This window comes from Streptacidiphilus sp. EB103A, from assembly GCF_041261405.1.
Taxonomy (GTDB): domain Bacteria; phylum Actinomycetota; class Actinomycetes; order Streptomycetales; family Streptomycetaceae; genus Streptacidiphilus.
Genome location: NZ_JBGCAQ010000021.1, coordinates 70,756 through 95,499 on the forward strand (window position 1 = coordinate 70,756; position 24,744 = coordinate 95,499).

Below are 24,744 nucleotides of genomic sequence, written 5' to 3' on the forward strand. Positions count from 1 at the left end.
CTGTAAGCGCCTGGACGAGGGTCCGCGCCCCCTCCCGCTGAGGCCGATACCTGCCGATAGTGAGTGATAGTGGGGACGGAGGCGGTCGCACCTCCGCCTCGCCCCGTACCGCTCCCGGCAGACCCGCCTCGTGAAGGAGCCCCGACCATGGCCACCGAGACCTGGACCCCAGCCCGACTTCCCGACCTCTACGGCCGAACGGCCGTGGTCACCGGGGCCTCCAGCGGGCTCGGCGCGGACACCGCCCGGGCTCTGGCCGGGGCCGGGGCCCGGGTCGTGCTGGCGGTGCGCGACCCGGCGAAGGGCCGGGCGGTCGCGGACCGGATCGACGGCGAGACCGAGGTCCGCGCCCTGGACCTGGGCGATCTGGCCTCGGTCCGCGCCTTCGCCGGAGCCTGGACCGAACCGCTGGACCTGCTGGTCAACAACGCCGGGATCATGGCCGTCCCGCAGGGCCGTACCGTCGACGGCTTCGAACTGCAGATCGGCACCAATCATCTGGGCCACTTCGCGCTGACCAATCTGCTGCTGCCGCACATCGGCGGACGGGTCGTCACGGTCTCCTCGGGACTGGCCCGGAGGGGGCGGATCGACCTGGACGACCTCAACTGGGAGCGCCGCAGCTACCGGCCCTGGCAGGCGTACAGCCAGTCCAAGCTCGCCAATCTGCTGTTCACCCTGGAGCTCCAGCGCCGGCTGGAGGCCGCCGGCAGCGAGGTGCGGGCCCTGAGCGCGCACCCCGGCGTCGCCGCCACCGGGCTGACCCGGTCCATGGGACGGCTGCGGTCGGGCATCGTCGGCCTGGGCACCCGTCTCGCCGGCCAGCGGAAACCGGAGTACGGCGCGCTGCCCACGCTCTACGCCGCCACCCAGGACCTGCCCGGCGGCAGCTACGTCGGACCGGGCGGCCGCAGCGGCGAGCGCCCGCGCGAGGAGGAGCCCGTCGCGGCCGGACGCGACCCGGAGGTCGCCCGCAGGCTCTGGGACCTCTCCGAGAAGCTGACCGGTGTGACCTTCCCCGGCTGAGTCCGACTCACCCCGTTGGAGCAGGCGAAACCTGTCCGCCATGCGTACATCCCGATCCGGTAGGCGTACGACATGTTTTGGCAGCTTTCCCGTAACGGGCGCAGTGCAGAGTAGTTCTCGGCGGCAGGCGCAGGAGCTAGGAGCGGCTCCCGAACTCCTGTAAGTCGCCACTGAACCGCAGCTGCCGGGTCCTGTTCCACCCCTCTTTCGGGGGGTTCGGACGGCGCCCGACTGCGGTGGCCCTGTGCGGCTCCCGGGTGGGGGAGCCCCAGCGCAGACCGGTAGGGTCGGCCCCGGGTGGGGGTCCGGCCCTACCGGCGTGTCCGGGCCTTCCGGTGGCGCCCAAGTGCTGCGTGCTGGCCGTGGTGGCAGACTGACGCGGTGTCGACCACACCTGAGGCGGCGCCTCCCGGGCGCCGGATGTCGTTCAATGCCGCGGCGGGCAGCTACCGGCGAGGTCGGCCGCCGTATCCGGATGCGGTGTTCGAGCTACTGGCCGACCGCTGCGGGCTGCGGCCGGGGGCGCGGGTTCTGGACATCGGCGCGGGTACGGGGTTGGCGACCGGGCCGCTGCTGGCCGCCGGGGCACACGTGGTCGCGGTCGAACCGGGCGAGAACCTGGCGGCGATTCTGGCCGCCACCCACGCATCCGACCGGCTGGAGGTCACGGTCGCCGACTTCGAGACCGCTGACCTCGCGGGCGGGTTCGACCTGGCGGTGGCGGCGACGGCGCTGCACTGGCTGGACCCGGTCAGCTCGACCAGGAAGATCGGCGAACTGGTCCGGCCGGGTGGATGGCTGGCCGCCTGGTGGACCGATTTCGGCGACACCAACCGGCCGACGGCGTTCCGCGACCGGCTCGACGCCGTCTACCACGACCTGCTGCCGACCGAACCCGGCTACCGGGACAGCCGCTCGTACGCGCTGGACACCGACCGGTGGCGGCGGCAGCTGACCGCGGGGGGCTGGTTCGACGACGTCGCCGTCGAGGTCGTCGAATGGAGCCAGACCCTGACCGCGCAGACCGCGCGCGACCTCTGGTCGACGTTCCCGAACATCGCCGAACTCGCTCCGGCCGACCGCGAGCAGTTCCTGACCCGGCTCGCTGCGATCGTCGACAGTCAGGGCGGGCAGGTCGACGACCCGCGTCTGACGATCGTCTACACCGCTGCCCGCACCAGCACCTTTGGGGACGGATCGGGGGTCAGCCCGCGTCGCAGGCTGTGAGCAGGGCGTCGGCGACGGCGCTGAAGTGGTGGGCGCCCTCGCGGCCACGGGGGAGCGCGTCGGTGAGGTAGGTGAAGACCAGGCCGCGGGTCGGATCGGCCCAGCCGATGCAGCAGCTGCTGCCGTTGTGGCCGAAGGCCTCGGGCGCGCTCAGCCGTCCCATCACCGGTCGGCCGGTTGGATGCGTGCTGAGGCCGCCGAGCTGGAAGCCCTGGGCCCAGCGCACCGGGCGCTTGATCCGCAGGTCGATCTCGCCCTCGGCGGTCGAGCGGCGCCTGGCCTCCAGGACAGTGGCCTGCTCCAGGACGCGCACAGCGCCGGCTCCGCCCACGCCCCCGTCCAGCAGGGTCTGGTAGAACCGCGCCAGGTCGCGAGCGGTCGCGGAGACCCCGGCGGCCGGGATCACCGCACGGCGGGTCGCCCTGCGGTTGACGATCGCCCGGGTGGCTCGCCCGCGGGGACCGCCGCCGCGCAGCGGTACATGACGGTGCCACAGCTCGTCCGGCAGCCCCAGGTGCAGGTCGTCGAGGCCGAGCGGGTCCAGGAACTCCCGGCGCAGCAGCTGCTCCGGCGGTGTCCCGCTCACCCGGCGGACCACCTCGCCCAGGATGAAACCGTAGGCGATGGCCTGGTAGGCCGGCGCGGTCCCCGGCGGCCTGCGCAGCCGGGCCCGTTCCAGGGCGCGCAGCGAGCGGTCCCAGTCCGCCATCACCAGGGCGTCGCCCAGCATGCCGCGGGCCGAGGACAGCCCCGAGCGGTGCTGCAGCACCTGACGTACGGTCACCCCGCCCTTGCCCCGGGCGGCGAAGCCCGGCCAGCTGCGGGCCACCGGGTCGTCCAGGGACAGTTCGCCGCGCTGCGCCAGCAGATGGACCAGCAGGGCGATGAACGGCTTGCCTGCGGAGAAGGTCCAGAACAGGTCGTCGGGGGCGCAGTCGAAGGTGCGGTCCAGCAGCACCGCGCCGTCCTTCAGCACCACCAGCTGCGCGGTCCCCCCGCGCGCCCGCACCAGCTGCAGCGCCGCGGCGAGACGGTCCGGCGCCACGGCCAGTTCCTGCGGCTCGCGCTCCGTCCAGTCGAACACGGCCCCAGCCTAGCGGCGGCTCAGCGGTGCGGTGGCTCAGCCCTCGGCGAGCTCCGCCGGGAAGCCGCCGGTCGCCACCGGGCTCCAGCGCTCCGGGGTGATCCGGACCAGGGCCTTGCCCTGCTTCAGCATGGCCTCGCGGTACTCGTCCCAGTCCGGGTGCTCACCCGCGATGCAGCGGTAGTACTCCACCAGCGGCTCCACGTCCTCGGTCGCGTCGATCACCTCGGCCCGGCCGTCGACCTGGACCCAGGGGCCGTCGAAGTCCTCGGACAGCACCACGATCGAGACCCTGGGGTCGCGCCGGGCGTTCCTTGCCTTGGCACGCTGCGGATATGTGGAGACCACGATCCGGCCCTGCTGGTCCACCCCGCACGACACCGGGGAGGCCTGCGGGCCCCCGTCGGCGCGGGTGGTGATCAGCAGGCCGCGGTGGCGCGGCCGCAGGAAGTCGAGCAGGGCCTCGCGGTCGACCGCGGTGTTGGTGGCGATTCGTCGGCTCATGCTCCGCAGTCTAGGGTCGTCCCGAGGACAGCGGAAAGATCGTCAGGGGAGCGGTGGGCAATGGCGAAGAAGGCGAAACGCGGCGGGCAGGGCACCCCGGCGACGGTGGCACTGGAAGCGGCGGGGGTGCCCTTCACCGTCCACGCCTACGAGCACGACCCGGCCGCCGCCTCCTACGGCGAGGAGGCCGCCGAGGCGATGGGGGCCGGCCAGGACCAGGTCTTCAAGACGCTGCTCGCCGAGGTGGACGGGGTGCTGACGGTCGGCGTGGTCCCGGTCGCCGCCAAGCTCGACCTCAAGGCGTTGGCCGCCGCCGTCGGCGGCAAGCACGCCGCGATGGCCGACCCGGTCGCCGCCGAGCGGGCCACCGGCTACGTCCTCGGCGGGATCTCGCCGCTGGGCCAGCGCCGCCGGCTGCGCACGGTGGTGGACGACAGCGCGCTGGCGTTCGACAGCGTCTATGTCTCGGCCGGGCGCCGCGGCCTGGAGGTGGAGCTCGCGCCGGCCGACCTGGTGGCGCTCACCTCGGCGGCCGCGGCCCCGATCGCCCGCCGCCGGGAGGGATGAGGCAACCCGCGTGTTTTTCGATTCGCCGAGCAGGGTCCCTTGGCCCGACGCCGGCCATCAGCGGGTTCCGTGGGGGTACGGCGGGTCGCTCCCCGGAAGATCGGAGTACTCCCGCCGCCGCTCACCCGGCTACGGTGAGTGCATGCACACCACCTTCCGACGCTGTCGCGCCTTCGTGCGCAGGCACCCGTACTGGGCCGACGGGGTGCTGGCGGTCGTGCTGTATGTGATCACCATGCTGTGGCCGGTCTCCAACCACCATCCCGAGGAATGGTCCGACCTGGACCCCTCCGCGGTGCTGGCCATCGCCGGGATACCGGTCTTCGCGCCGCTGGCCTGGCGCCGCCGCTACCCGGTGGCCGTTCTGGCCGTCTGCGCGCTGGGAACCCTGGGCTTCATGATCGTCGGACCGGTTCGCGGCCCGATCCTGCTGGGCTCGTTCCTCGCCGTCTACACCGTCTCCTCCGCGGTGGAGCGCAGACTGGCGCTGAGCATCGGCGCGGTCACCGTGCTCTGCCTGGGCGGCACCAGCATGCGGCTCTCGGTGGAGGCCTGGGACCAGCCGGTCAACGCCATAGCCTTCGTCTGGACCGCGCTGGCCATCGCCGTCGGCGAGGCGGTCCGCAACCGCAGGGCGTTCGTGGCCGCGATAGAGGAGCGCGCCCGCAGGGCCGAGCACACCCGCGAGGAGGAGGCCCGCCGCAGGGTCGCCGAGGAGCGGATGCGGATCGCCCGGGAACTGCACGACATCGTCGGGCACCACATCGCCCTGATCAACGTCCAGGCCGGGGTCGCCTCCCACCTGCTGACCAGCAGCCCCGACCAGGCCCGCGAGGCGCTGGCCCACGTCCGGGACGCCGGGCGGTCCGCCTTGGCCGAGCTGAGCGCCACCGTCTCGGTGCTGCGCCAGGGCGACGAGGCCGTGGACGCGCCGCACGAGCCGACGCCGGGGCTGGACCGGCTGCCGGAGCTGCTGGAGAGCTTCGACCGGGCCGGCCTCCGGGTCAGCCGGCTGGACGAGGGCCAGCCCAGGAGCCTGCCGGCCACCGTGGACCTCACCGCCTACCGGGTGGTCCAGGAGTCGCTGACCAATGTCCGCAAGCACGCCGGCACCTCGGCGGCCCGGCTGCGCCTCGCCTACCGCCGGGACCTGCTGCACATCGAGGTCGAGGACGACGGGCCGGGGCCGGACGACCCGGGCCCCGGCACCGGCCACGGCCTGATCGGCATGCGCGAGCGGGCCGCCTCGGTCGGCGGCAGCTTCCTGGCCGGCCCGGGCCCCGACGGCGGCTTCCGGGTGAGCGTCGACCTGCCGCTGCCGCGTGGGGCGGTCGGACGCAGGGCGGGGACGGCGAACGGCGCCGCGAACGGGAGCGCCACACTGCCCAGCACCGCCGGCCATGGAGCGCAATGACGATCAAGGTACTGCTCGCGGACGACCAGATCCTGGTCAGGGCCGGTCTCAAGGTCCTGGTCGACTCGGCCCCCGACCTGGAGGTCGTGGCCGAGGCCGCGACCGGGCGGCAGGCGGTCGCCCTGGCCCGTGAGGCCCGTGCCGACGTGGTGCTCATGGACATCCGGATGCCCGACATGGACGGCCTGGCCGCCACCCGGGCCATCACCGCCGACGAGGACCTGGCCGGTGTCCGGGTGCTGGTGCTGACCACCTTCGAGGTCAACGAGTACGTCTTCCAGGCGCTGCGGGCCGGGGCCAGCGGCTTTCTGGGCAAGGGCACCGAACCCGAGGACCTGCTGGACGCGATCCGGGTGGTGGCCAGGGGCGAGGCGCTGCTCTCCCCGGTGGCCACCCAGGGCCTGATCGCCCGATTCCTGGAGCAGCCCGACCGCAGGCCCACCCCCAGCCCGGCCACCCTGTCGGCACTCACCGACCGGGAGCGCGAGATCGTCGCCATGGTCGCCCGCGGCGGCTCCAACGACGACATCGCCGAGGAACTGGCGGTCAGCCCGCTCACCGTGAAGACCCACGTCAGCCGGGCGCTGCTGAAACTGGGCGCCCGTGACCGGGCCCAACTCGTGGTCCTCGCCTACGAGTCGGGCCTGGTCCGCCCCGGCGAGGCCTGACCCTCCCGCGTTTCGGCAACCGAAACGCCCGGCGCGGGTGACCGAGGCCACAGGTCCGCGGAGTGAGCGGTCTTGCCAAAACGTAGTCGGACCGTGGCAGACTGAGGGCACAAGTTACGACGTTTGCGCACTCCGGGGTCGGTGTAATTCCGAACCGGCGGTTACAGTCCGCGACCCGGCCGCTTCCAGCGGTCGGTTGACCAGGTGAAACTCCTGGACCGACGGTGAAAGTCCGGATGGGAGGCAGTGCGCTGCGGGCGTCGGGCTCGTGCTGCGCACCAGTGTCGGCCGTCGGAGATCATCCGGCGCCTCCGCTGCCTCCCGCGCCGCCGTTGCCCGTCGGATTTCGCCCGCATTCTCTCCCTCAGTGCCCCCGGAGCCCGCGCCAGACAGCGCGAGGAGGAACCGGTGGGCACATTTTTTGTTGGAACAGAAGCTGTCGATCAGCTGTTCTCCGTGGACGTCCGCGCGCTGCGCCTGCCGGTCCGTGTCGAGGAGAGCTGAAATGTTCACGGGAATCATCGAAGAGCTGGGTGAGGTCCTCTCAGTCGAGGACCTGGGGGACTCCTCGCGCATTCGCCTGCGCGGTCCGGTGACCACCCAGGACGCCCGCGAGGGCCAGTCCATCGCCGTCAACGGCGTCTGCCTCACCGTCCTCGACACCGACGACCAACTTGCTTCCGTACCAGGTGAGTTCAGCGCCGATGTGATGGCCGAGACGCTGCACCGGTCCAGCCTCGGGGCGCTGGCGCCCGGCTCGCGGGTCAACCTGGAGCGCGCCATGGCGCTCGGCGCCCGACTGGGCGGGCACCTGGTCCAGGGGCATGTGGACGGCACCGCGGTGCTGCTCTCCCGCAGCCCCGGCGAACTCGGCGCGGACGGCGGCCCGCAGTGGGAGGTGCTGCGCTTCAGCCTTCCTGCCGCGCTCTCGCGCTACCTGGTCGACAAGGGCTCGATCACCGTGGACGGCGTCAGCCTGACCGTGGTCGAGGCCGCCGCCGACAGCTTCACGGTGAGCCTGATCCCGGCCACCCTCACCCACACCACGCTGGGCGCCAAGCAGATCGGCGACACCGTCAACCTTGAGGTGGACGTCCTCGCCAAGTACGTCGAGCGGCTGCTCGGCGACCGCGTCGTCGCCCAGGACATCGCTGTTCAGGGGGACCCCTCGTGAGCAACCTGATAGGCGACCTCAACAGCCAGGCGTTCACTGTGCTCGGTGAGCACATCAAGTGGTCCGACATGATCGGCAATCTGCTGGGCCTGGGCGCGCTGGCGCTGGGCTGGCGCCGCTCGGTGCTGAGCTGGCCGGTGCAGCTGCTGTCCGGCCTGGTCCTGGTCGCGGCCTATGCCTCGGCGCATCTCAGCGGCGGCGTCGGCAAGCAGCTGGTGGTCATCGTGGTGTCGCTCTGGGGCTGGATGCAGTGGCAGCGCGGCCGCCGGGACCACGGTGATCTGGTGATCCGCTTCGCGACCTGGTCCGAGCGGGCCTGGCTGGTGGCCGGCACCGCCGTCGGCACTGTCGGCGTCGCCCTGCTGTTCCAGGCCTACAACCTGTCCTGGGCCCCCTGGCAGGACGCCTACCTCTTCACCGGCACCCTGGCGGCGATGGTCGCCCAGGGCCGGGGCTGGGTGGAGTTCTGGTTCGCCTGGCTCGCCGTCGACCTGGTCGGCGTGCCGCTGGCGTTCAACAGCGGGCTGGCCTTCTCCGGCCTCATCTACATCGTCTACTTCGTCCTGGTGATCGCCGGGATGCGGTCCTGGTGGCTGCGCACCCGTATTCCGCAGCCGGGAACTCGGGTCCTGGAAGGGGCAACGGCATGAGTGGCACCACGGAACTGACGCTCCATCACGGAGAGCTGTACGAAGACCTCACGCTGGACTCGGTCGAGTTCGCCATCAAGGAGATCGCGGCCGGCCGGCCGGTCGTGGTCGTCGACGACGAGGACCGCGAGAACGAGGGCGACATCGTCTTCGCGGCCAGCGCCGCCACCCCCGAGGTGATGGCCTTCACCGTCCGCTACAGCTCCGGCGTGGTGTGCGTGCCGATGACCGGGGACGAGCTGGACCGGCTGCACCTGCCGCCGATGACCGCCGTCAACGAGGACCGCAAGGGCACCGCCTATGCCGTCTCGGTGGACGCCCGCGACGGCGTCAGCACCGGCATCTCCGCCGCCGACCGGGCCCGGACGGTGCGGCTGCTCGCCAGTGCCGGCACCGGGCCGGGCGACCTGACCCGCCCCGGCCATGTCTTCCCGCTGCGCGCCAAGGACGGCGGGGTGCTGGAGCGCCCCGGCCACACCGAGGCCGCCGTCGACCTGGCCCGGCTCGCCGGGCTGCCGCCGGCCGGCGGCATCGCCGAGGTGGTCAACGACGACGGCACCATGGCCCGGCTGCCCGAGCTGGTCGCCTTCGCCCGCCGCCACGGCCTGGCGATCATCTCGATCGAGGACCTGATCGCGTACCGGCGCCGGACCGAGGCTCGAATGATTGAAGGCATGGTCACCCGGGACTCGGTCACCGCCCTGCCCACCGTCCACGGCGCCTTCACCGCCCTCGGCTACCGCAGCGAGCCCGACGGCATCGAGCACATCGCCCTGGTCGCCGGCGGCCTGGGCGCCGACGGACGGCTGATCGACGGGGAGGACGTGCTGGTCCGGGTCCACTCCGAGTGCCTGACCGGGGACGTCTTCGGCTCGCAGCGCTGCGACTGCGGCCCCCAGTTGAACGCCGCCCTGGACCGGATAAGCGCCGAGGGCCGCGGGGTGCTGATCTATCTGCGCGGCCACGAGGGCCGCGGCATCGGGCTGCTGCCCAAGCTGCGCGCCTACCAGCTCCAGGAGGCCGGCCGGGACACCGTCGACGCCAACCTCGACCTCGGCCTGCCCGCGGACGCCCGCGACTACGCGGCGGCCGCGCGGATGCTGGAGGACCTGGGGGTGCGCTCGCTGCGGCTGCTCACCAACAACCCGGAGAAGCACACCGCCCTGGAGGGCTTCGGACTGAGCGTCAGCGGCCGCGAGTCCGTCGCGGTCCAGGCCGGTGAGCACAACCTTCGCTACCTGACCACCAAGCGCGACCGGATGGGGCACGAGCTGCCCTGGCTCGCGTAACCGGATCCATCACACCACCACAGAGCCACAGAGGGGAACGAGGAAGATGAGCGGCGAGGGCGCACCCGTACTGAGCGTGCAGGACTGCCGGGGCCTGCGGGTCGCGGTGATCGCGTCGCTGTGGCACGAGAAGGTCATGGACGGCCTGATCGACGGCGCGCAGCGGGCCCTGAAGGAGTACGGCGTCGAGGAGCCGGAGCTGTTCCGGGTCCCCGGCAGCTTCGAGCTGCCGGTGGTGGCCAGGGGACTGGCAGCGCGCGGCTTCAACGCCGTGGTCGCCCTCGGCGTCGTCATCAGGGGCGGTACCCCCCACTTCGACTATGTGTGCGAAGCGGCGACCATGGGGCTCACTCAGGTCTCCGTCGACACCGGCGTCCCCATCGGCTTCGGCCTGCTGACCTGTGACGACGAGCAGCAGGCGGTGGACCGCGCCGGGCTGCCGGGGTCCAAGGAGGACAAGGGCTTCGAGGCCACCAGCGCGGCGCTGTCCACGGCGGTGCTGCTGCGCCAGATCGCTGCCGTCAAGCACTGATCACCCGGGGTTGGCCGTCCGTTCCCTGGACGGTGACGCGGACGGGTCGGCCGACCCCGTAGGGTGGGAGCCATCATGGCGCAGAAGACATTCGAGGAGCTGTTCGTCGAGCTCCAGCAGAAGGCCGTATCCGGCGAGCCGGGCTCGCGTACCGCGGAGCTGGTCGGCCTGGGCGTGCACGCGATCGGCAAGAAGGTGGTCGAAGAGGCCGCCGAGGTGTGGATGGCGGCCGAGCACGAGTCCGACGAGCGGACCGCTGAGGAGATCTCCCAGCTGCTCTACCACCTCCAGGTGATGATGGTCGCCCGCGGCCTCACCCTGCAGGACGTCTACGCCCATCTGTAACCCCCGCCCTTGAGCAGTACGGGAGCGGGGCACCGAGCACATCCGGTGCCCCGCTTCTTTCATGTCCGAATCCGTGCGTCATCCATTCGTCAGTCCGCTCCCCCGAAAGGCACCGTTCCCATGCTGCGTATCGCCGTTCCCAACAAGGGGTCCCTCTCCGAGCCGGCGTCCGCGATGCTGCATGAGGCGGGCTACCGGCAGCGCAAGGACTCCAAGGAGCTCGTCCTCGTCGACCCGGAGAACCAGGTCGAGTTCTTCTTCCTGCGCCCCCGCGACATCGCCATCTACGTCGGCTCGGGCCGGCTCGACATCGGCATCACCGGCCGCGACCTGCTGCTGGACTCCGGCGCCGACGCCGAGGAGGTGCTGGCGCTGGGCTTCGCCGGATCCACCTTCCGCTTCGCGGGCCCGGCCGGGGTGGCCACCGGCGTCAAGGACCTGGAGGGCCGTCGGATCGCGACCTCCTACACCGGCCTGGTCGCCCAGCACCTCGCCGACAACGGCGTCACCCCCGGCGCCCTCACCAAGCTGGACGGCGCGGTGGAGACCGCGGTGCAGCTCGGCGTCGCCGATGTGATCGCCGACGTGGTGGAGACCGGCACCAGCCTGCGCAATGCCGGGATGGAGGTGTTCGGCGAGCCGATCCTGGTCTCCGACGCGGTGGTGATCCGGCCCACCGACGCGGGCGAGGACCCGCAGGCCGAGCAGTTCCTGCGGCGTCTGCAGGGTGTGCTGGTGGCCCGTCGGTACGTGATGATGGACTACGACATCCGTGCCGAGCGCGTCGCGGAAGCGGTCGCGCTCACCCCCGGCCTGGAGTCGCCCACGGTCTCGCCGCTGCACAGCGAGGGCTGGGTCGCCGTGCGGGCGATGGTGCTCCGCAAGGAGGCTCAGCGGATCATGGACGACCTGTGGGCCATCGGCGCCCGCGCCATCCTGGTCACCAACATCCACGCCTGCCGGCTCTAGGGCCCGTCCCGCCCAGCCGCACCCAGGGGGTCCCGTATGACCGCCCACCCCAGCCGTACGGTCACCGTCCCGCCCCGACTGCCCACGGTCTGGCGGCCGGTGCTGACCCGCGTGGTGCTGCTGGGGCTGGCGGTGCTGAGCCTGGGCTTCTTCTGCGGCATCGCCGCGCTCGGCCCGGACGACTGGCACCGCCACGACCGGGTCGGGATCGCGGTGTGCGGACTGCTGTTCGCGCTGGTGCTGACGGTGCTGGCGCGTCCGGCGGCGCGGGCGGACGCGCAGGGGCTCACCGTGGTGAACTTCATCCGCCGCCGCCGGCTCGACTGGGCCGAGATCCTGGGCGTCAACCTGCGGCGCGGCGACCCCTGGGTGCTGCTCGACCTCTCCGACGGCAGCACCCTGGCGGTGGTGGCGATCCAGCCGGGCTCCGGTCTGCGCCAGGCCGTGCAGGCGGCCAGGGAACTGCGGGCCTGCGTCGACCTCTACGGCACCGCACGCCGCGTCGAATAGGTGAGCGCCGCCCGATCGGGCATCCTTGACGGAACCAACCGACCGCTCGCAAGCCCGGAGAAGATAGCTCCCCGATGGAACCTCCCAGTACGTACGCCCCTCCGGCCGCTGACCACCGAAGGGGCGCAACGCTGTGACCTCCGCCTGGCTGCTGCTGGGTGTGGCCCTGCTGCTGATCCTCGCCAACGGCCTCTTCGTCGCCGCCGAGTTCGCCCTGGTCACCGTGGACCGGGGGGAGGTCGCCCGGGCCGCCGCCGCGGGCGACCGCAGGGCGCGGGGCGTCCAGCGCTCGCTGCGCACCCTCTCCTTCGAGCTGTCCGGCGCGCAGCTCGGCATCACCGTCACCTCGCTGCTGGTCGGCATGCTGGCCAACCCGTCGCTGGCCAAGCTGCTCTCGGGGCCGCTGACCTCGATCGGGGTGCCCGGCGGCGCGGTGCATCCGACCTCACTGGTGGTCGGCATGCTGCTGGCGACGGTGGTGCAGATGGTCGTCGGTGAGCTGGTCCCCAAGAACTGGGCCATCTCCCGTCCGGTGCAGGTCGCCCGGGCTGTCGCCGGACCGCAGCGGCTGTTCTCCACCGCCTGCCGCCCCGTCATCCTGCTGCTCAACGGCGCCGCCAACCGGCTGGTCCGGGCCCTGGGCATGGAGCCGGCCGAGGAGCTGGCCTCCGCCCGCAGCGCCGAGGAGCTGGTGGCGCTGGCCCGGCACTCGGCCAGCGAGGGCGCCCTGGAGGAGGACACCGCCGACCTGTTCGTCCGCACCCTGGGCCTGGGCGAGCTGACCGCGGAGAGCGTGATGACGCCCCGGGTCGACGTCGCCGCGCTGCAGGAGTCGGCCACCGCCGCCGATGTGCTCAACCTCACCCGGGTCACCGGGCAGTCGCGGTTCCCGGTGTACCAGCACAGCATCGACGAGGTGACCGGCATCGTCACCCTCAAGGACGCGCTCGCCGTCCCGGTCGAGCGGCGCCAGGACACCGGCGTCGCCACGCTGATGTCGGCGCCGCTGCTGGTCCCCGAGACGCTGCCGGCCGAACGGCTGCTGGAACTGCTGCGCCGTCAGCACGCCATGGCCGTGGTCGTCGACGAGTACGGTGGTACCGCCGGGGTGGCCACCCTGGAGGACGTGGTCGAGGAGATGGTCGGCGAGGTGCTGGACGAGCACGACACCGGCGAGCACCCGGAGCTGCGCCCGCTGCCACCGGTCGACGGCCGCCCGGCCTGGGAGGTCGACGGCCGCTGCCGGGTGGACCAGCTGGAGGCGATCGGCCTGGACGCCCCGGAGGGCCCCTACGAGACCATCGCTGGGCTGGTCGCCGACCTGCTCGGCCGACTCCCCGCCCAGGGCGACACCGCGGAGCTGCCGGGCTGGCGGCTGACCGTGCTGGGCATGGACCGGCACCGTACCGAGGCCGTCCTGCTGGTCCGCGTCGGCGCCGGCACCGAGTGGACCGGCCGCAGGCGGGAGGAGCAGCGATGAGCGCCGTACTGCAGATCGGCTTCTCGGTGCTGCTGCTGCTCGGCAACGCCTTCTTCGTCGGCGCCGAGTTCGCCCTGGTGTCGGTGCGCCGCAGCCAGGTCCAGCCGCTGGCCGAGGCCGGCGACCGCAGGGCCCGTACCGTGGTGTACGCGCTGGAGCATGTCTCCGCGATGATGGCCGCCGCCCAACTGGGCATCACCGTCTGCTCGCTGCTGCTGGGCGCGCTCGCCGAACCGGTGATCGCCCATCTGCTGGAGGGCCCGTTCCACGTCCTCGGGGTGCCGTCGGAGCTGACGCATCCGCTGGCCTATGTCATCGCGCTGGCCGTGGTGGTGTTCCTGCACATGGTGATCGGCGAGATGGTGCCCAAGAACATCGCGCTGGCCGGACCGGAGCGGTCCGCGCTGTGGCTGGGGCCGCCGCTGGCGGGACTGGCCCGGATGCTGCGCCCGGTGATCCACTTCCTGAACGCCTTCGCCAACCTGCTGCTGCGGCTGCTCGGTGTGGAGACCAGGGACGAGGTGGAGTCGGCGTTCACCAGTGAGCAGCTGGCGCATCTGCTCCAGGACTCGCGCGAGGCCGGGCTGCTCGGCCGGACCGCGCACGAGCGCCTGGAGGACGCCCTGGAGCTGGGCCGCAGACCGGTCAGTGAGGTGCTGATGGCGCCGGACCGCCTGGTCAGCGTGGACACCTCGGTCACTGCCCGGCAGATGGAGGAGCTGGCGGTGCGCACCGGTTTCTCCCGCTTCCCGGTGGTCGGCGGCAATGGCGCGTTCCTGGGCTATCTGCACGTCAAGGACGTGCTGGAACTGGAGGACCGGGAGGCTCCGCTGCCGCAGGAGCTGTGGCGCCGGCTGATCACCCTGCCGGAGAGCACCCCGCTGGACGACGCGCTGGCCGCCATGCGCCGGGCCACCTCGCACCTGGCCGGCGTGGTCGGCCGGGACGGGATGCCGCTGGGCCTGGTCACCATGGAGGACGTCCTGGAGGAGCTGGTCGGCGAGGTCCGGGTCTGAGGGAGCAGTTAGCTCAACCACCGCTCAAATGTCCTACCTTCCACCCCCGAGCTGGTGAATGATCGGAACATCAGCACGGGGGAGAGGAACGGTATGACGGATCGAAGGCTGGAAGTCGACGGCGTCTCCAAGCGCTACGGGGACACCGTCGCACTGAGCGAGATGACGTTCGAGGTGCGGGCCGGGGAGATCTTCGGCTTCGTCGGCAGCAACGGCGCCGGCAAGACCACGACCATGCGGATCGCGCTGGGCGTGCTCGCGGCGGACGCGGGGGAGGTGCGCTGGGACGGGGTTCCGGTGACCCTGGAGACCCGCAGCAGGATCGGCTACATGCCGGAGGAGCGGGGCCTCTACCCGCGGATGAAGGTCGGCGAGCAGCTGGAGTACCTGGCCAGGCTGCACGGCCTGAGCAAGGGCGACGCGGTGCGGGCCACCGCCGAGTGGACCGAACGGCTCGGCGTGGCCGGGCGCATCGGCGACGAGGTGCAGAAGCTCAGCCTGGGCAACCAGCAGCGGGTGCAGCTCGCGGCGGCACTGGTGCACCACCCCGAGATCCTGGTCCTGGACGAGCCGTTCTCCGGCCTGGACCCGGTCGCGGTGGACGTGATGAGCGAGGTGCTGCGAGAGAAGTGCGCCGACGGCGTCCCGGTCATCTTCTCCAGCCACCAGCTGGACCTGGTCGAGCGGATCTCCGACCGGGTCGGCATCGTCCGGGCCGGCCGCATGGTCGCCGTCGGCACCGTGGCCGAGCTGCGCTCCGGCGGCACCGAGGAGCTCGTGGTCGAGGCCCCGCAGGCGCCGCAGGGCTGGACGGACGGCCTGACCGGGGTCGCCCTGCTCAGTCACACGGGCGCCCGTACGGTACTGACCCTCGGTCAGGACGCCGACGACCAGGCGGTGCTGCGCGCCGCGCTGGCCACCGGGCCGGTACGGGAGTTCGCCCGGCGGCAGCCGACGCTGACGGAGCTGTTCCGGCACGTGGTCAGCGCCGAGGTGCCGGCTGAGCAGCCCGAGCAGCCCGAGGAGGCGGCGGCATGACGCCCGACAAGCTCCGGATCGGCTCGCGCGAGGCGGTCACCCTGGTGGCCGTGCGCGAGATCACGGTTCGCATCCGCAGCAAGGCTTTTCTGATCCTGCTCGCCATCACCGCGGCCGCCGCCGTCGCGATCCCGCTGATCTCCCACTACGCCAACCTCTCCAGCGGCCCCACCAAGGTCGCCGTGGTGCAGCAGGACGCCTCGCTCGGCCCCACCCTGGAGGCCACCGCCGCCCAGCTCGGCCTGAAGGTCAGCGTCAGCACGGTCGCCGACCATGCGACCGGGGTGGACCAGGTCAAGGGCGGGCAGATCGCTGTCCTCGCCGAGAGCGGGCCGCAGGGCATCCAGGCCACCGTGAAGAAGACCCTCAGCACGCAGTTGCGGCAGCTCTTCCAGGTGGTGGACCAGCAGAAGGCGCTGAACGCCCAGATCACCAGGCTCGGCGGCGATCCGGCCGCGGTCGGCCAGGCCGTCGCCGCGACCCGGGTCCAGGTCACGGCGCTGCAGCCGGCGCAGTCGCAGAACGGCCAGCGGCTCACCATCGCCATCATCGCGGCCCTGCTGCTGTACATGACGCTGATGTTCGTCGGGCAGACGGTGGCCCAGGGGGTGGTCGAGGAGAAGTCCAGCCGGGTGGTCGAACTGCTGCTCTCCACGTTGCGCCCCTGGCAGCTGCTGGCCGGAAAGGTGCTCGGCACCGGAGCGCTCGGGCTGGTCCAGATGCTGGTCCCGGCCGTGCTCGGCCTGGGCGTCGGGCTCTCCACCGGGGCGCTCAGCCTGTCCCTGGGCAGTTCGGTAGGCACCGTGGCCTGGGCGCTGGCCTGGTACGGCGTGGGCTTCGCGCTGTACGCGCTGGTGTTCGCCGCGCTGGGGGCCACGGTCTCCCGGCAGGAGGACGTCGGCGGCCTGATGTTCCCGGCGACCGCGCCGCTGATCCTGGCCTGGGTGGTGGGGATCTCGGTGGTGCCCTCCAACCCGGAGAGCTCGCTGGTGGAGTGGCTGTCCATGGTCCCGCCGTGCGCACCGGTGCTGATGCCTATGCGGATCGCGATGGGGGTCGCTCCGCTGTGGCAGATGCTGCTGTCGCTGGTGCTGGCGATCGCCTTCAGCGGGGTGCTGTTGCGGTTCGCGGGGCGGATCTACCGCAATGCGGTGCTGCGGAGCGGTGCGAGGATTCCGCTGCGGGAGGCGTTGAAGGCGGCGTAGCGGGAGCCCCTCGGGGAGGGGGGTGTCCGTGGGGGTGGGGGAGTTGCGGTGGTGGGTGGTTGGCCGCGCAGTTCCCCGCGCCCCCTGGACGTTTGCAACTGGCTCAGTTGCAGCTACCCAGGGGCGCGGGGAACTGCGCGACAAGCCCGCTACGGTCCGCAGCCGAGATCCTTCAGAACCACCGCCGGCGGGACGTCAACTGCGTCCCTCAATGAGCTCGCCGTAGGCCTGAAGGACGTCGGGGAGACGCAGTGTGGCCAGGTCCTGGCGGGTAGGCGGTTCCGCCAGGACCGACAACCGCAGATCGCGGTACGCGCAGGACTTCTCGTAGAGGGTCCGCATGAAGCGCCCGTTGCCCAGGTCGTCGATCCAGCCCTCCCGCACCACATGGGCGCAGATGCTGCGCAGTTCCTCCAGCGCCTCCTCGTCCCAGAAGTCGCCGTCGCCCTCGGCCAGCGCCTGGCCGATCGCGGCCAGTTCGACCGGCCGGTAGCTGGGGAAGTCCACCCGGCTGGTGAAGCGGGAGTTCAGCCCGGGGTTGGCCGCCAGCAGGCGGTTCATGCCCTCGGGGTAGCCGGCCAGGATCACCACCAGCCGGTCCCGGTTGTCCTCGGCGCGCTTCAGCAGCACCTGCAGGGCCTCGTCGCCGTAGGCGTCCCCCTTGCTGTAGCCGGAGTTGGCCAGGCTGTAGGCCTCGTCGATGAACAGCACGCCGTCCAGTGCAGAGTCGATCAGCTCATTGGCCTTCACCGCGGTCTGGCCCAGGAACTCGCCGACCAGATCCGCCCGTTGGGCCTCCACCAGATGGTCGCCGGAGAGCAGCCCCAGGGCGTAGAAGACCCGCCCGAGAATCCGCGCCACCGTGGTCTTGCCGGTGCCCGACGGGCCGGAGAAGACGAAGTGACGCTTCGGCGGCTGCACCGGCAGGCCCTGGTCGGATCGGAGCTGGGCCATCCGCAGCTGCGCCGACAGGGCCAGCACCTGGCGCTTGACCGGCTCCATGCCGACCATCCGGTCCAGCTCGGCCAGCGCGGCCTCCAGCCGCGGCCGGTCCGGCTGGGCCATGGTGCCGGGCGGCAGCGGGGCGGTGGACTGCGCCGCGCGGTGCCGGGCGCCGGCGCTCAGCTCGGTGTCCCGGTCCTCGCGCCCGTCGGGATCGTCCCCGCGTCGCTCCGGGCCCTGCTGGCCGTCGGGATCGACCAGCGGCGGACCGGCTCCGTCGCCGCCGCCGAAGTCGCCCTCGCCGAAGCCCTCGTCGCCGCCGCTGTCGTCGCCGTCCAGCAGCCCCGTGGTGTACGGGCCGTCGAGCGGATCGCCGCTGTCGCCGTCCAGTGCGGCCACCGCCTCGGGGCCCTCGGCATAGGCGTCGAAGAAGGTGGGCTCGAACACGCCTTCGCCGCCGGTCGGCCCCTGCGGGTCCGGCTGCCCGGGGCCACCGCCGCTGGCGTGGCGCGGGCGCTGCGGGGTGGGCGGGGCCGGGGTCTCCAGCATGGACGGGTCCACCCCGTCCTCGGCGGTGATCGCGGCCAGCCTGGCGCCGGTGTCCATGAAGCCGGGGTCGACCCGGTGCACCGCCCGGTACAGCGACAGTGCGGCGGCGCTGCGGCCGCCGCCCTCGTAGGCGCGGGCCAGCCAGTAGCGCAGCTCCTTGCGCTGCGGCTGCTCCGAGCGGCAGCGCGCCAGCGAGCCGGCCAGCGGGAGTTCGGCCTGCCCGCACATGTCCAGCCGGACCCTGGCCATGCCGGCGAACAGACCGGCCTCGATCCCCAGCAGCGGATCGTCGAGCAGGCTGTCGGTGTCCCGGATCAGCTGCTCCCAGTCCTTCAGCAGATAGGAGCGGCAGGCGTGCAGGAACCGCACCGACCGGTCCTGCTCGCGCGGCGGGCAGTCGGCGAGCGCCTGCTCCAGCTCGGTCAGGTGCCGGCCGTCGAGCCAGTGCGAGGCATGGGCCAGCGCGAGGTCCCTGGCGTCCTCCAGCACCGGCTGCACCCACCAGCCGAGCCAGTACCAGGAGCTCAGCGGGCGGCGGTGGAGCCGGCGCTGCTCGCCGAAACGGTCCCGGTGGCGGTGCATGGCGAGCAGCGCGGCCGAGGTCTCGGAGCGCAGGGCGTGCAGGCCGAGCCAGGCATCGGCCATGCCCGGGTCGATCCGCACCGCGGCGCGGAACTCCTCCTCGGCACGGGTGTAGGCCCCTGCGATGTAGGCGTCCATGGCGCGAAGCCAGGCTCGGTCGGCCAGGCTGCGGGTTCGCCTGCCCTCAGTGTCCTCAGTCCCCACCGGTCAGTCCCCCTGCTGTGCGCGGCTGTGCCGGTCACGAGCGCGGGCCGCGGGCCGTCCCCCCTTTGGAAGGCCCGTACGGTCAAAGCTCCATGACGATCCGTCGGCGCGGTGTCGTCGCTTCCGCGCCTGTGGGCATCGTACCGGTGCAGTGCTGATCCGGAAGGGTGCCGGAAGGGTCGGCAGGGGTGGGGGAGTGGTGTGCGTGGCCGGAAACGCGTGGGTCGACGGTGTCGGATCACTCTGAGTGATCTTCGCGACGGCTGGTCCACCGGGCCGGAAAAGCATAATCGCCACCCCTGCTGAGCTGCTCGGAAGCCACGGGGGAACGGCTTCCGAGCAACCCAGCAGGGCTGGCGATCACTTCTGGCAACCACCGTCGGGGGAACGGCCGGTGGGCACTCTCGGGGGGCGCAGGCGGGTTCCGCGCTGCGTTGAGAAGAACGTAGTTGCTGTCGAGGCAGCAGGTCAAGGGCCCGTGGAGGCCCTGATCACACCCTGTGTACCCGACCTGACGGGATGAAGCCTCCGGCCGACCGCAGGTGAATTGGCTGGGAGTCAGGGCATGGCCCCCCGGCTCGGATGATTACCGAACGTAACCGACCGCGCGGTATGGGTTCGGCCGTGGCGACATGTCGACGCCGTCGACCAGTAGATCGGCGAAGGGCCTGCTGGGGTCGGCCGAGAAGTGCGCCGTCTCGGCCCTGCGCCACCCCCGCCAGAAACCGGCGAGCTCCGGGCCGTCCCTGGCCTCGCCCCGGGCGTGGGCGGTGGCGGCGGGCAGGTCCATCCAGATCAGCTGGGCCAGGTGGGGCCGCAGGGCGCGCCGTCCGGCGCCCACGCCCTCGATCAGCACCACGGGGGCGGGCGGTACGGCGCGCCGGTGCGCGTAGCGGCGCTCGGTCCAGTCGTAGGCGCGGAATCGGGCCGTCCCGCCGCGCGACAGCGGCCCGACCACCTGGTCGAGCAGTCGCGCCGTCCAGTCGAACGGCTGCTCATGGGTCGCAAGGTCGTCCAGATGGACGATCGGGGCGTAGTCCAGGGCCCGGCCGAGGGCGGCGGCGAAAGTGGTCTTGCCGGAGCCGGCGTGCCCGTCCACGGCCACCAGGCGCACCGGTCCGCAGGACGGCGGCAGGGCCCGGAACCGCTCGGCGAGCGCGCTGAGGCCGGCGGAGCGGGTGCGGTGCGGCGGGGTGCCGTCGGAATGCATGGACATGGCAGCTCAAGGCTACTGTCCCGGGCTGATGACGTCGGGCCCGGGGATGCGTCATACTCACTTCGGCACAGGTTAACGGGCGTTCACTGAGATCCGGTGGACGCGGGTCCGGACCGACCGGCACGCCCCCTGACCCCGGAGGCGCTCCGGTCGCGGAGTGCAGGATGCAGGAGGCACGATCCCACCATGAGTCAGCCGATCCGTCCCTCGAAGACGATGGACCGTCAGCTCCCCAGCGAAGAGGCCGCCGATCTGCTGGCGCTGACCAGGGAACTGGTCGAGCGCGAGCTGATCCCGGCGGCCGCCGAGGAGGAGGCCGTGGGCCGCTTCCCGCGCGAGGCGGTTCGCCTGCTCGGCCGGTCCGGCCTGCTCGGTCTGCCCTACCCCGAGGAGTACGGCGGCGGCGGGCAGCCCTACGAGGTGTACCTCCAGGTGCTGGAGGAGCTGGCCGCCGGCCGGCTCACCGTCGGCATGGGCGTCAGCGTGCACACCCTCGCCTGCCACGCGCTGGCCACCTTCGGCAGCGAGCGGCAGAAGCAGGACTGGCTGCCGGCCATGCTGGGCGGCGAACTCCTGGGCGCCTACTGCCTCTCCGAGCCCCAGTCGGGCTCGGACGCCGCCGCGCTGACCACCCGTGCGGTACGTGACGGAGAGGACTACTCCGTCACGGGGACCAAGGCCTGGATCACCCACGGCGGGGTCGCCGACTTCTACAGCACCACGGTCCGCACCGGCGGCCCCGGCGCGGCCGGCATCAGCGTGCTGCTGGTCCCTGCCGACACCCCCGGCGTCTCCGCCGACGCCCCGGAACGCAAGATGGGCCTCAAGGGCTCGCCGACCGCCCAGGTCCACTTCGACGGGGCCAGGGTGCCCGCCGAACGACTGATCGGCGACGAGGGGCAGGGCTTCTCCATCGCCCTGTCCGCGCTGGACTCCGGCCGTCTGGGCATCGCGGCCTGCGCGGTCGGCGTCGCCAGGGCGGCCCTGGACTACGCGGTGGAGTACGCCAGGACCAGGACCCAGTTCGGCCGTCCCATCGCCGAGTTCCAGGGGCTGTCCTTCATGCTCGCGGACATGGCGACGGCGGTGGAGGCCGGACGGGCGCTCTACCTGTCGGCAGCCCGGCGCCGCGACGCCGGGCTCGCCTTCGCCAAGGAGGCCGCGATGGCCAAGCTGTTCTGCACCGACGCCGCGATGCGGGTCACCACCGACGCGGTCCAGGTGCTCGGCGGCTACGGCTACACCGCGGACCACCCGGTCGAGCGCTATATGCGCGAGGCGAAGGTGCTCCAGATCGTGGAGGGCACCAACCAGATCCAGCGCATGGTGATCGGGCGCAGGCTGACCGGGGGGTGACGGGGGCTCAGCGCTGACGCTGGGCCGGGATCGCGATCCGCACCGGCCGCGATCCGGGGCCGCCGACGTGGGAGAAGGGCTGGCGGCGCCAGTCCAGCTCCGGCGGCAGCGCCAGCAGCGCCTCCAGCGAGGGCTCCGGGTCGAAGTCCGGCTCGTCCTCGAGGTCGTCGGCGTCGTCCACGGAGCGGCCGGAGCCGGCGCAGACGGCGGGGGAGAAGGGGTGCCAGGCGGTCGGCAGCGTCGCGTGCTGGGGGAACCGCTCCTCGTCGCCGAGCAGGGCGATCGGGCGGTCGCACTCCGGGCAGCGGAGCCGCAGGATGTCCCAGGTCTCGCCGTCCCCGGGGTCGACGCCCGGCAGCGCTTCGGGCGCCGGGTCGACGGCAGGAGTCAGCTCATCAGTGGCAGACATGTGATCCCCCTCGATGAAGGAAGGCGAAGGCCCGGCTGTGAGCGGGGCTCCGATCGCCGACTGGTGCACCCCTCCCGCGTCTCGTGCGCCGCAATGACGGAGCACCGACGGAATCACGGAGGAGTCACTGCCAGAACTTCCCAGCGGAATATGCGGCTAATCCTGCGGATCGCCTTCCCTCGTGCAGGTCACTGTGGCCTTCGTCACACCGGAGCCGTCGAGCCCGTCGGCGTTCACCGCCGGGTTCGGATAGCCTGGCGTCTCGTGGAGGAACTGGATCGTCAGATCGTGCAGCTGCTCGTCGCCGACGGGCGGATGAGCTACACCGACCTGGGCAAGGCCACCGGCCTGTCCACCTCGGCGGTGCACCAGCGGGTGCGCCGCCTGGAGCAGCGCGGGGTCATCCGCGGCTACGCCGCGCTGGTGGACCCGGAGGCCGTCGGCCTGTCGCTGACCGCCTTCATCTCGGTCAAGCCCTTCGACCCCAGCGCACCGGACGACGTCCCGGAGCGGCTGGCCGCGCTGGAGGAGATCGAGGCCTGCCACAGCGTGGCCGGTGACGAGAACTACATCCTCAAGATCCGGGTCCCCACCCCGGGTGACCTGGAGCACCTGCTCGCCCGGATCCGCTCCGCCGCAGGCGTCTCCACCCGCACCACGGTGGTGCTGAGCACCCCCTACGAGGCCCGCCCGCCCCGGCTGGGGTAGCGGACAAGCGGTACGTCCCGGTCGGGCAGACTGTTGCCCATGCTCCAGTCCTCCGGCGATCGTGCCCCCGCCCTCCCCGCGCCCGAAGAGCCCGCCGTACGCACCGTGCTGCTGCGTGGCGGCGACGTCTACAGCCCGGCCGACCCGTTCGCCACCGCGCTGCTGGTGCAGGACGGGCAGGTCGCCTGGGTGGGTTCGGACGGCGCGGCCGAGAGCTACGCCCGGGACGCGGATCTGGTGGTCGACCTCGACGGCGCGCTGGTCACCCCGGCCTTCGTGGACGCCCATGTGCACGCCACCTCCACCGGTCTGGCGCTCACCGGGCTCGACCTCACCGGCTGCCCCGACCTGGCCGAGGCGCTGCGCCGGATCACCGCCTTCGTCCGGGCCCAGCCCGCGGCCGCCCGCGAGCGCGGGGTGCTGCTGGGTCACGGCTGGGACGAGACCGGCTGGCCCGAGGGCCGCCCGCCGACCCTGGACGAGCTCGACCGCGCCTGCGAGGGCGCTGCGGTCTACCTCTCCCGAACGGACGTCCACTCGGCACTGGCCTCGACGGCGCTGAGAGCACTCGCCGGCGCGGAACTGGCCGGGCGCGCCGGGTACCGGGCCGATGCGCCGCTCAGCCGGGACGCGCACCATGCCGTGCGCCGGGCCGCCCTGGCCCGGCAGACCCCGCAGCAGCGCGACGCCGCGCAGCGGGCGATGCTGCGCCGGGCCGCCGAACTCGGCATCGGCGCGGTGCACGAGTGCGCGGGGCCGGACATCTCCTCGCCCGAGGACCTGACGGCGCTGCTGGCCCTGGCGGCCGGAGGCAGCGAGGGCAGGACCGTCCCTGAGGTTTTCGGCTACTGGGGCGAGCTGGGCGCCGTGGACACCGCCCGCAGGCTGGGCGCGGTCGGCGCCGGCGGCGACCTCTTCGTGGACGGCGCCGTCGGCTCCCACACTGCCTGCCTGCACCTTCCCTACAGCGACGACCCGGAGCTGGACGGCGCCGCCTACCTCACCGCCCAGCAGATCGCCGAGCATGTCGCCGCCTGCACCGAGGCCGGGATGCAGGCCGGATTCCACGCCATCGGCGACGCCGCGCTGACCGCCGTGACCGAGGGCGTCCGCGCCGCGGCCGACAAGCTGGGCATCGCCGCGGTCCGGGCGCTGCGGCACCGGGTGGAGCACGCCGAACTGCTCGACGACGCCGCCGTCGCGGCCTTCGCCGACCTGGGCCTGACCGCCTCGGTGCAGCCGGCCTTCGACGCGGCCTGGGGCGGCGAGGACGGTATGTACGTCACCCGGCTCGGCGCCGAGCGGGCCCGGGCGATGAACCCGTTCGCGGCGATGGTCAGGGCCGGGGTGCCGCTGGCCTTCGGCTCGGACGCGCCGGTCACCCCGCTGGACCCCTGGGGCACCGTCCGCGCCGCCGCATTCCACCGCACCCCCGCGCACCGGGTCTCGGTGCGCGCCGCCTTCACCGCGCACACCCGCGGCGGCTGGCGGGCGCTGGGGCGCGACGACGCCGGAGTGCTGGTTCCGGGCGCGCCGGCCAGCTACGCCGTCTGGGCGCCGACCGACCTGGTGGTGCAGGCCCCCGACGAGCGGGTCGCCAACTGGTCCACCGACCCCCGCTCGGGCGTGCCGGGCCTGCCCGACCTCACCCCGGGCGGCCCGGTGCCGGACTGCCTGGCGACCGTGGTACGCGGCCGGACCGCCCACCTGGCCGACTGAGCGGGTCTGCTGCGGGGTCCGCTGCGGGCCCTGCTGCGCCGTCCGAGTGGTCACCGGTGTCCGGATACCGCCGAACGGCGGGTGTCCCGGGCGTCGCTCCGGCCTCATTAAAACGGCTCTGACCAGCACATTTACCATGTTTTGGCAGGTCGGGGGGCGGTTGACACCGGACCGGCGTCGGCGAGTAGGTTCGGCTGCGTCCACCTTCCGGAATCCTCCGCAGGACCGACCGATCGGAACACCCCCCACGCAAAACCCGGAACCACGACTGGGCCACAGTGCGGCGTCCCCGGACGCCGACAGGCAGCCAGGTCCAGTGGCTCGAGGTCCGGGGAGCGCGGGCGCCGGCAGGCCAACCGGG

At 72.6% G+C, this 24,744-nt stretch carries 24 protein-coding genes and 1 riboswitch; of the genes, 19 read left to right on the plus strand and 5 right to left on the minus strand.

What is annotated here, in order from left to right; all coding sequences use genetic code 11:
- Positions 1-147: 147 nt before the first annotated feature.
- Both ABH941_RS30930 and ABH941_RS30935 read left to right on the plus strand, forming a co-directional pair.
- Positions 148-1,026, plus strand: coding sequence for an oxidoreductase (locus ABH941_RS30930; RefSeq protein WP_370132877.1), 879 nt, complete (start codon positions 148-150; stop codon positions 1,024-1,026).
- Between the two features lie 381 nt (positions 1,027-1,407).
- Positions 1,408-2,253 carry a class I SAM-dependent methyltransferase gene (locus ABH941_RS30935; RefSeq protein ID WP_370132878.1) on the plus strand — a complete coding sequence of 282 codons (846 nt, stop codon included), beginning with the start codon at positions 1,408-1,410 and terminating at the stop codon, positions 2,251-2,253.
- Here the strand turns inward: ABH941_RS30935 and ABH941_RS30940 are convergent.
- Positions 2,231-3,337, minus strand: a complete 1,107-nt coding sequence (locus ABH941_RS30940; RefSeq protein ID WP_370132879.1) for a serine hydrolase domain-containing protein — start codon at positions 3,335-3,337, stop codon at positions 2,231-2,233. The genes ABH941_RS30935 and ABH941_RS30940 overlap by 23 nt on opposite strands.
- A gap of 36 nt (positions 3,338-3,373) precedes the next feature.
- A complete protein-coding gene (locus tag ABH941_RS30945; RefSeq protein ID WP_370132880.1) occupies positions 3,374-3,841 on the minus strand; it encodes a PPOX class F420-dependent oxidoreductase in 468 nt (155 codons plus the stop codon).
- 60 nt (positions 3,842-3,901) lie between these two features.
- Here ABH941_RS30945 and ybaK point away from each other — a divergent pair, with 60 nt between their 5' ends.
- The 14 genes from ybaK (at position 3,902) to ABH941_RS31015 (ending at position 16,698) form a co-directional block, all read left to right on the plus strand.
- Positions 3,902-4,408 (plus strand): Cys-tRNA(Pro) deacylase, encoded by a 507-nt coding sequence (gene ybaK, locus ABH941_RS30950; RefSeq protein WP_370132881.1) that lies wholly within the window; start codon positions 3,902-3,904, stop codon positions 4,406-4,408.
- A 142-nt stretch (positions 4,409-4,550) separates the two neighbouring features.
- Positions 4,551-5,822, plus strand: a complete 1,272-nt coding sequence (locus ABH941_RS30955) for a sensor histidine kinase (protein ID WP_370132882.1) — start codon at positions 4,551-4,553, stop codon at positions 5,820-5,822.
- Positions 5,819-6,490 (plus strand): response regulator, encoded by a 672-nt coding sequence (locus ABH941_RS30960; protein WP_370132883.1) that lies wholly within the window; start codon positions 5,819-5,821, stop codon positions 6,488-6,490. Before ABH941_RS30955 ends, ABH941_RS30960 begins: the two co-directional genes overlap by 4 nt.
- A 123-nt stretch (positions 6,491-6,613) precedes the next feature.
- Positions 6,614-6,744, plus strand: a riboswitch (FMN riboswitch).
- Between the two features lie 251 nt (positions 6,745-6,995).
- The gene (locus tag ABH941_RS30965; protein WP_370132884.1) at positions 6,996-7,664 is read left to right on the plus strand and encodes a riboflavin synthase; all 669 of its coding nucleotides are present in this window, start codon (positions 6,996-6,998) and stop codon (positions 7,662-7,664) included.
- Between the two features lie 68 nt (positions 7,665-7,732).
- Positions 7,733-8,314 carry a nicotinamide riboside transporter PnuC gene (locus ABH941_RS30970; protein ID WP_370132991.1) on the plus strand — a complete coding sequence of 194 codons (582 nt, stop codon included), beginning with the start codon at positions 7,733-7,735 and terminating at the stop codon, positions 8,312-8,314.
- A complete protein-coding gene (locus ABH941_RS30975) occupies positions 8,311-9,603 on the plus strand; it encodes a bifunctional 3,4-dihydroxy-2-butanone-4-phosphate synthase/GTP cyclohydrolase II (RefSeq protein ID WP_370132885.1) in 1,293 nt (430 codons plus the stop codon). The genes ABH941_RS30970 and ABH941_RS30975 overlap by 4 nt, the downstream gene beginning before the upstream one ends.
- 46 nt (positions 9,604-9,649) lie before the next feature.
- Entirely contained in the window at positions 9,650-10,135 is a 486-nt protein-coding gene (gene ribH, locus ABH941_RS30980; protein WP_133997068.1) for a 6,7-dimethyl-8-ribityllumazine synthase, read from the plus strand.
- A gap of 75 nt (positions 10,136-10,210) precedes the next feature.
- The gene (locus ABH941_RS30985; protein WP_370132886.1) at positions 10,211-10,480 is read left to right on the plus strand and encodes a phosphoribosyl-ATP diphosphatase; all 270 of its coding nucleotides are present in this window, start codon (positions 10,211-10,213) and stop codon (positions 10,478-10,480) included.
- A 120-nt stretch (positions 10,481-10,600) separates the two neighbouring features.
- On the plus strand, positions 10,601-11,449 hold the full coding sequence (gene hisG / locus ABH941_RS30990; RefSeq protein ID WP_370132887.1) for an ATP phosphoribosyltransferase: 849 nt from the start codon (positions 10,601-10,603) through the stop codon (positions 11,447-11,449).
- Positions 11,450-11,485: 36 nt separating this feature from the next.
- Positions 11,486-11,959, plus strand: a complete 474-nt coding sequence (locus ABH941_RS30995) for a PH domain-containing protein (RefSeq protein ID WP_370132888.1) — start codon at positions 11,486-11,488, stop codon at positions 11,957-11,959.
- 133 nt (positions 11,960-12,092) lie between these two features.
- Positions 12,093-13,439 carry a hemolysin family protein gene (locus tag ABH941_RS31000; protein ID WP_370132889.1) on the plus strand — a complete coding sequence of 449 codons (1,347 nt, stop codon included), beginning with the start codon at positions 12,093-12,095 and terminating at the stop codon, positions 13,437-13,439.
- Complete coding sequence (locus ABH941_RS31005) at positions 13,436-14,455, plus strand: hemolysin family protein (protein ID WP_370132890.1); 1,020 nt, start codon at positions 13,436-13,438, stop codon at positions 14,453-14,455. The genes ABH941_RS31000 and ABH941_RS31005 overlap by 4 nt, the downstream gene beginning before the upstream one ends.
- Positions 14,456-14,548: 93 nt before the next feature.
- Entirely contained in the window at positions 14,549-15,493 is a 945-nt protein-coding gene (locus ABH941_RS31010) for an ABC transporter ATP-binding protein (RefSeq protein ID WP_370132891.1), read from the plus strand.
- Positions 15,490-16,698, plus strand: a complete 1,209-nt coding sequence (locus ABH941_RS31015) for an ABC transporter permease (protein ID WP_370132892.1) — start codon at positions 15,490-15,492, stop codon at positions 16,696-16,698. The genes ABH941_RS31010 and ABH941_RS31015 overlap by 4 nt, the downstream gene beginning before the upstream one ends.
- Positions 16,699-16,893: 195 nt before the next feature.
- Here the strand turns inward: ABH941_RS31015 and ABH941_RS31020 are convergent, their stop codons facing one another.
- Positions 16,894-18,909, minus strand: coding sequence for an AAA family ATPase (locus ABH941_RS31020; RefSeq protein ID WP_370132893.1), 2,016 nt, complete (start codon positions 18,907-18,909; stop codon positions 16,894-16,896).
- A gap of 652 nt (positions 18,910-19,561) precedes the next feature.
- Positions 19,562-20,185 (minus strand): uridine kinase, encoded by a 624-nt coding sequence (locus ABH941_RS31025; RefSeq protein ID WP_370132992.1) that lies wholly within the window; start codon positions 20,183-20,185, stop codon positions 19,562-19,564.
- A 192-nt stretch (positions 20,186-20,377) separates the two neighbouring features.
- Between ABH941_RS31025 and ABH941_RS31030 the strand changes: the two genes are divergently transcribed.
- Positions 20,378-21,547, plus strand: a complete 1,170-nt coding sequence (locus tag ABH941_RS31030; protein WP_370132894.1) for an acyl-CoA dehydrogenase family protein — start codon at positions 20,378-20,380, stop codon at positions 21,545-21,547.
- Between the two features lie 7 nt (positions 21,548-21,554).
- Here the strand turns inward: ABH941_RS31030 and ABH941_RS31035 are convergent, their stop codons facing one another.
- Entirely contained in the window at positions 21,555-21,956 is a 402-nt protein-coding gene (locus ABH941_RS31035; protein ID WP_133997034.1) for a hypothetical protein, read from the minus strand.
- Between the two features lie 264 nt (positions 21,957-22,220).
- Between ABH941_RS31035 and ABH941_RS31040 the strand changes: the two genes are divergently transcribed.
- Both ABH941_RS31040 and ABH941_RS31045 read left to right on the plus strand, forming a co-directional pair.
- Complete coding sequence (locus ABH941_RS31040; protein WP_208329236.1) at positions 22,221-22,664, plus strand: Lrp/AsnC family transcriptional regulator; 444 nt, start codon at positions 22,221-22,223, stop codon at positions 22,662-22,664.
- A gap of 39 nt (positions 22,665-22,703) precedes the next feature.
- Complete coding sequence (locus ABH941_RS31045; protein ID WP_370132895.1) at positions 22,704-24,383, plus strand: amidohydrolase; 1,680 nt, start codon at positions 22,704-22,706, stop codon at positions 24,381-24,383.
- Positions 24,384-24,744 lie beyond the last annotated feature (361 nt).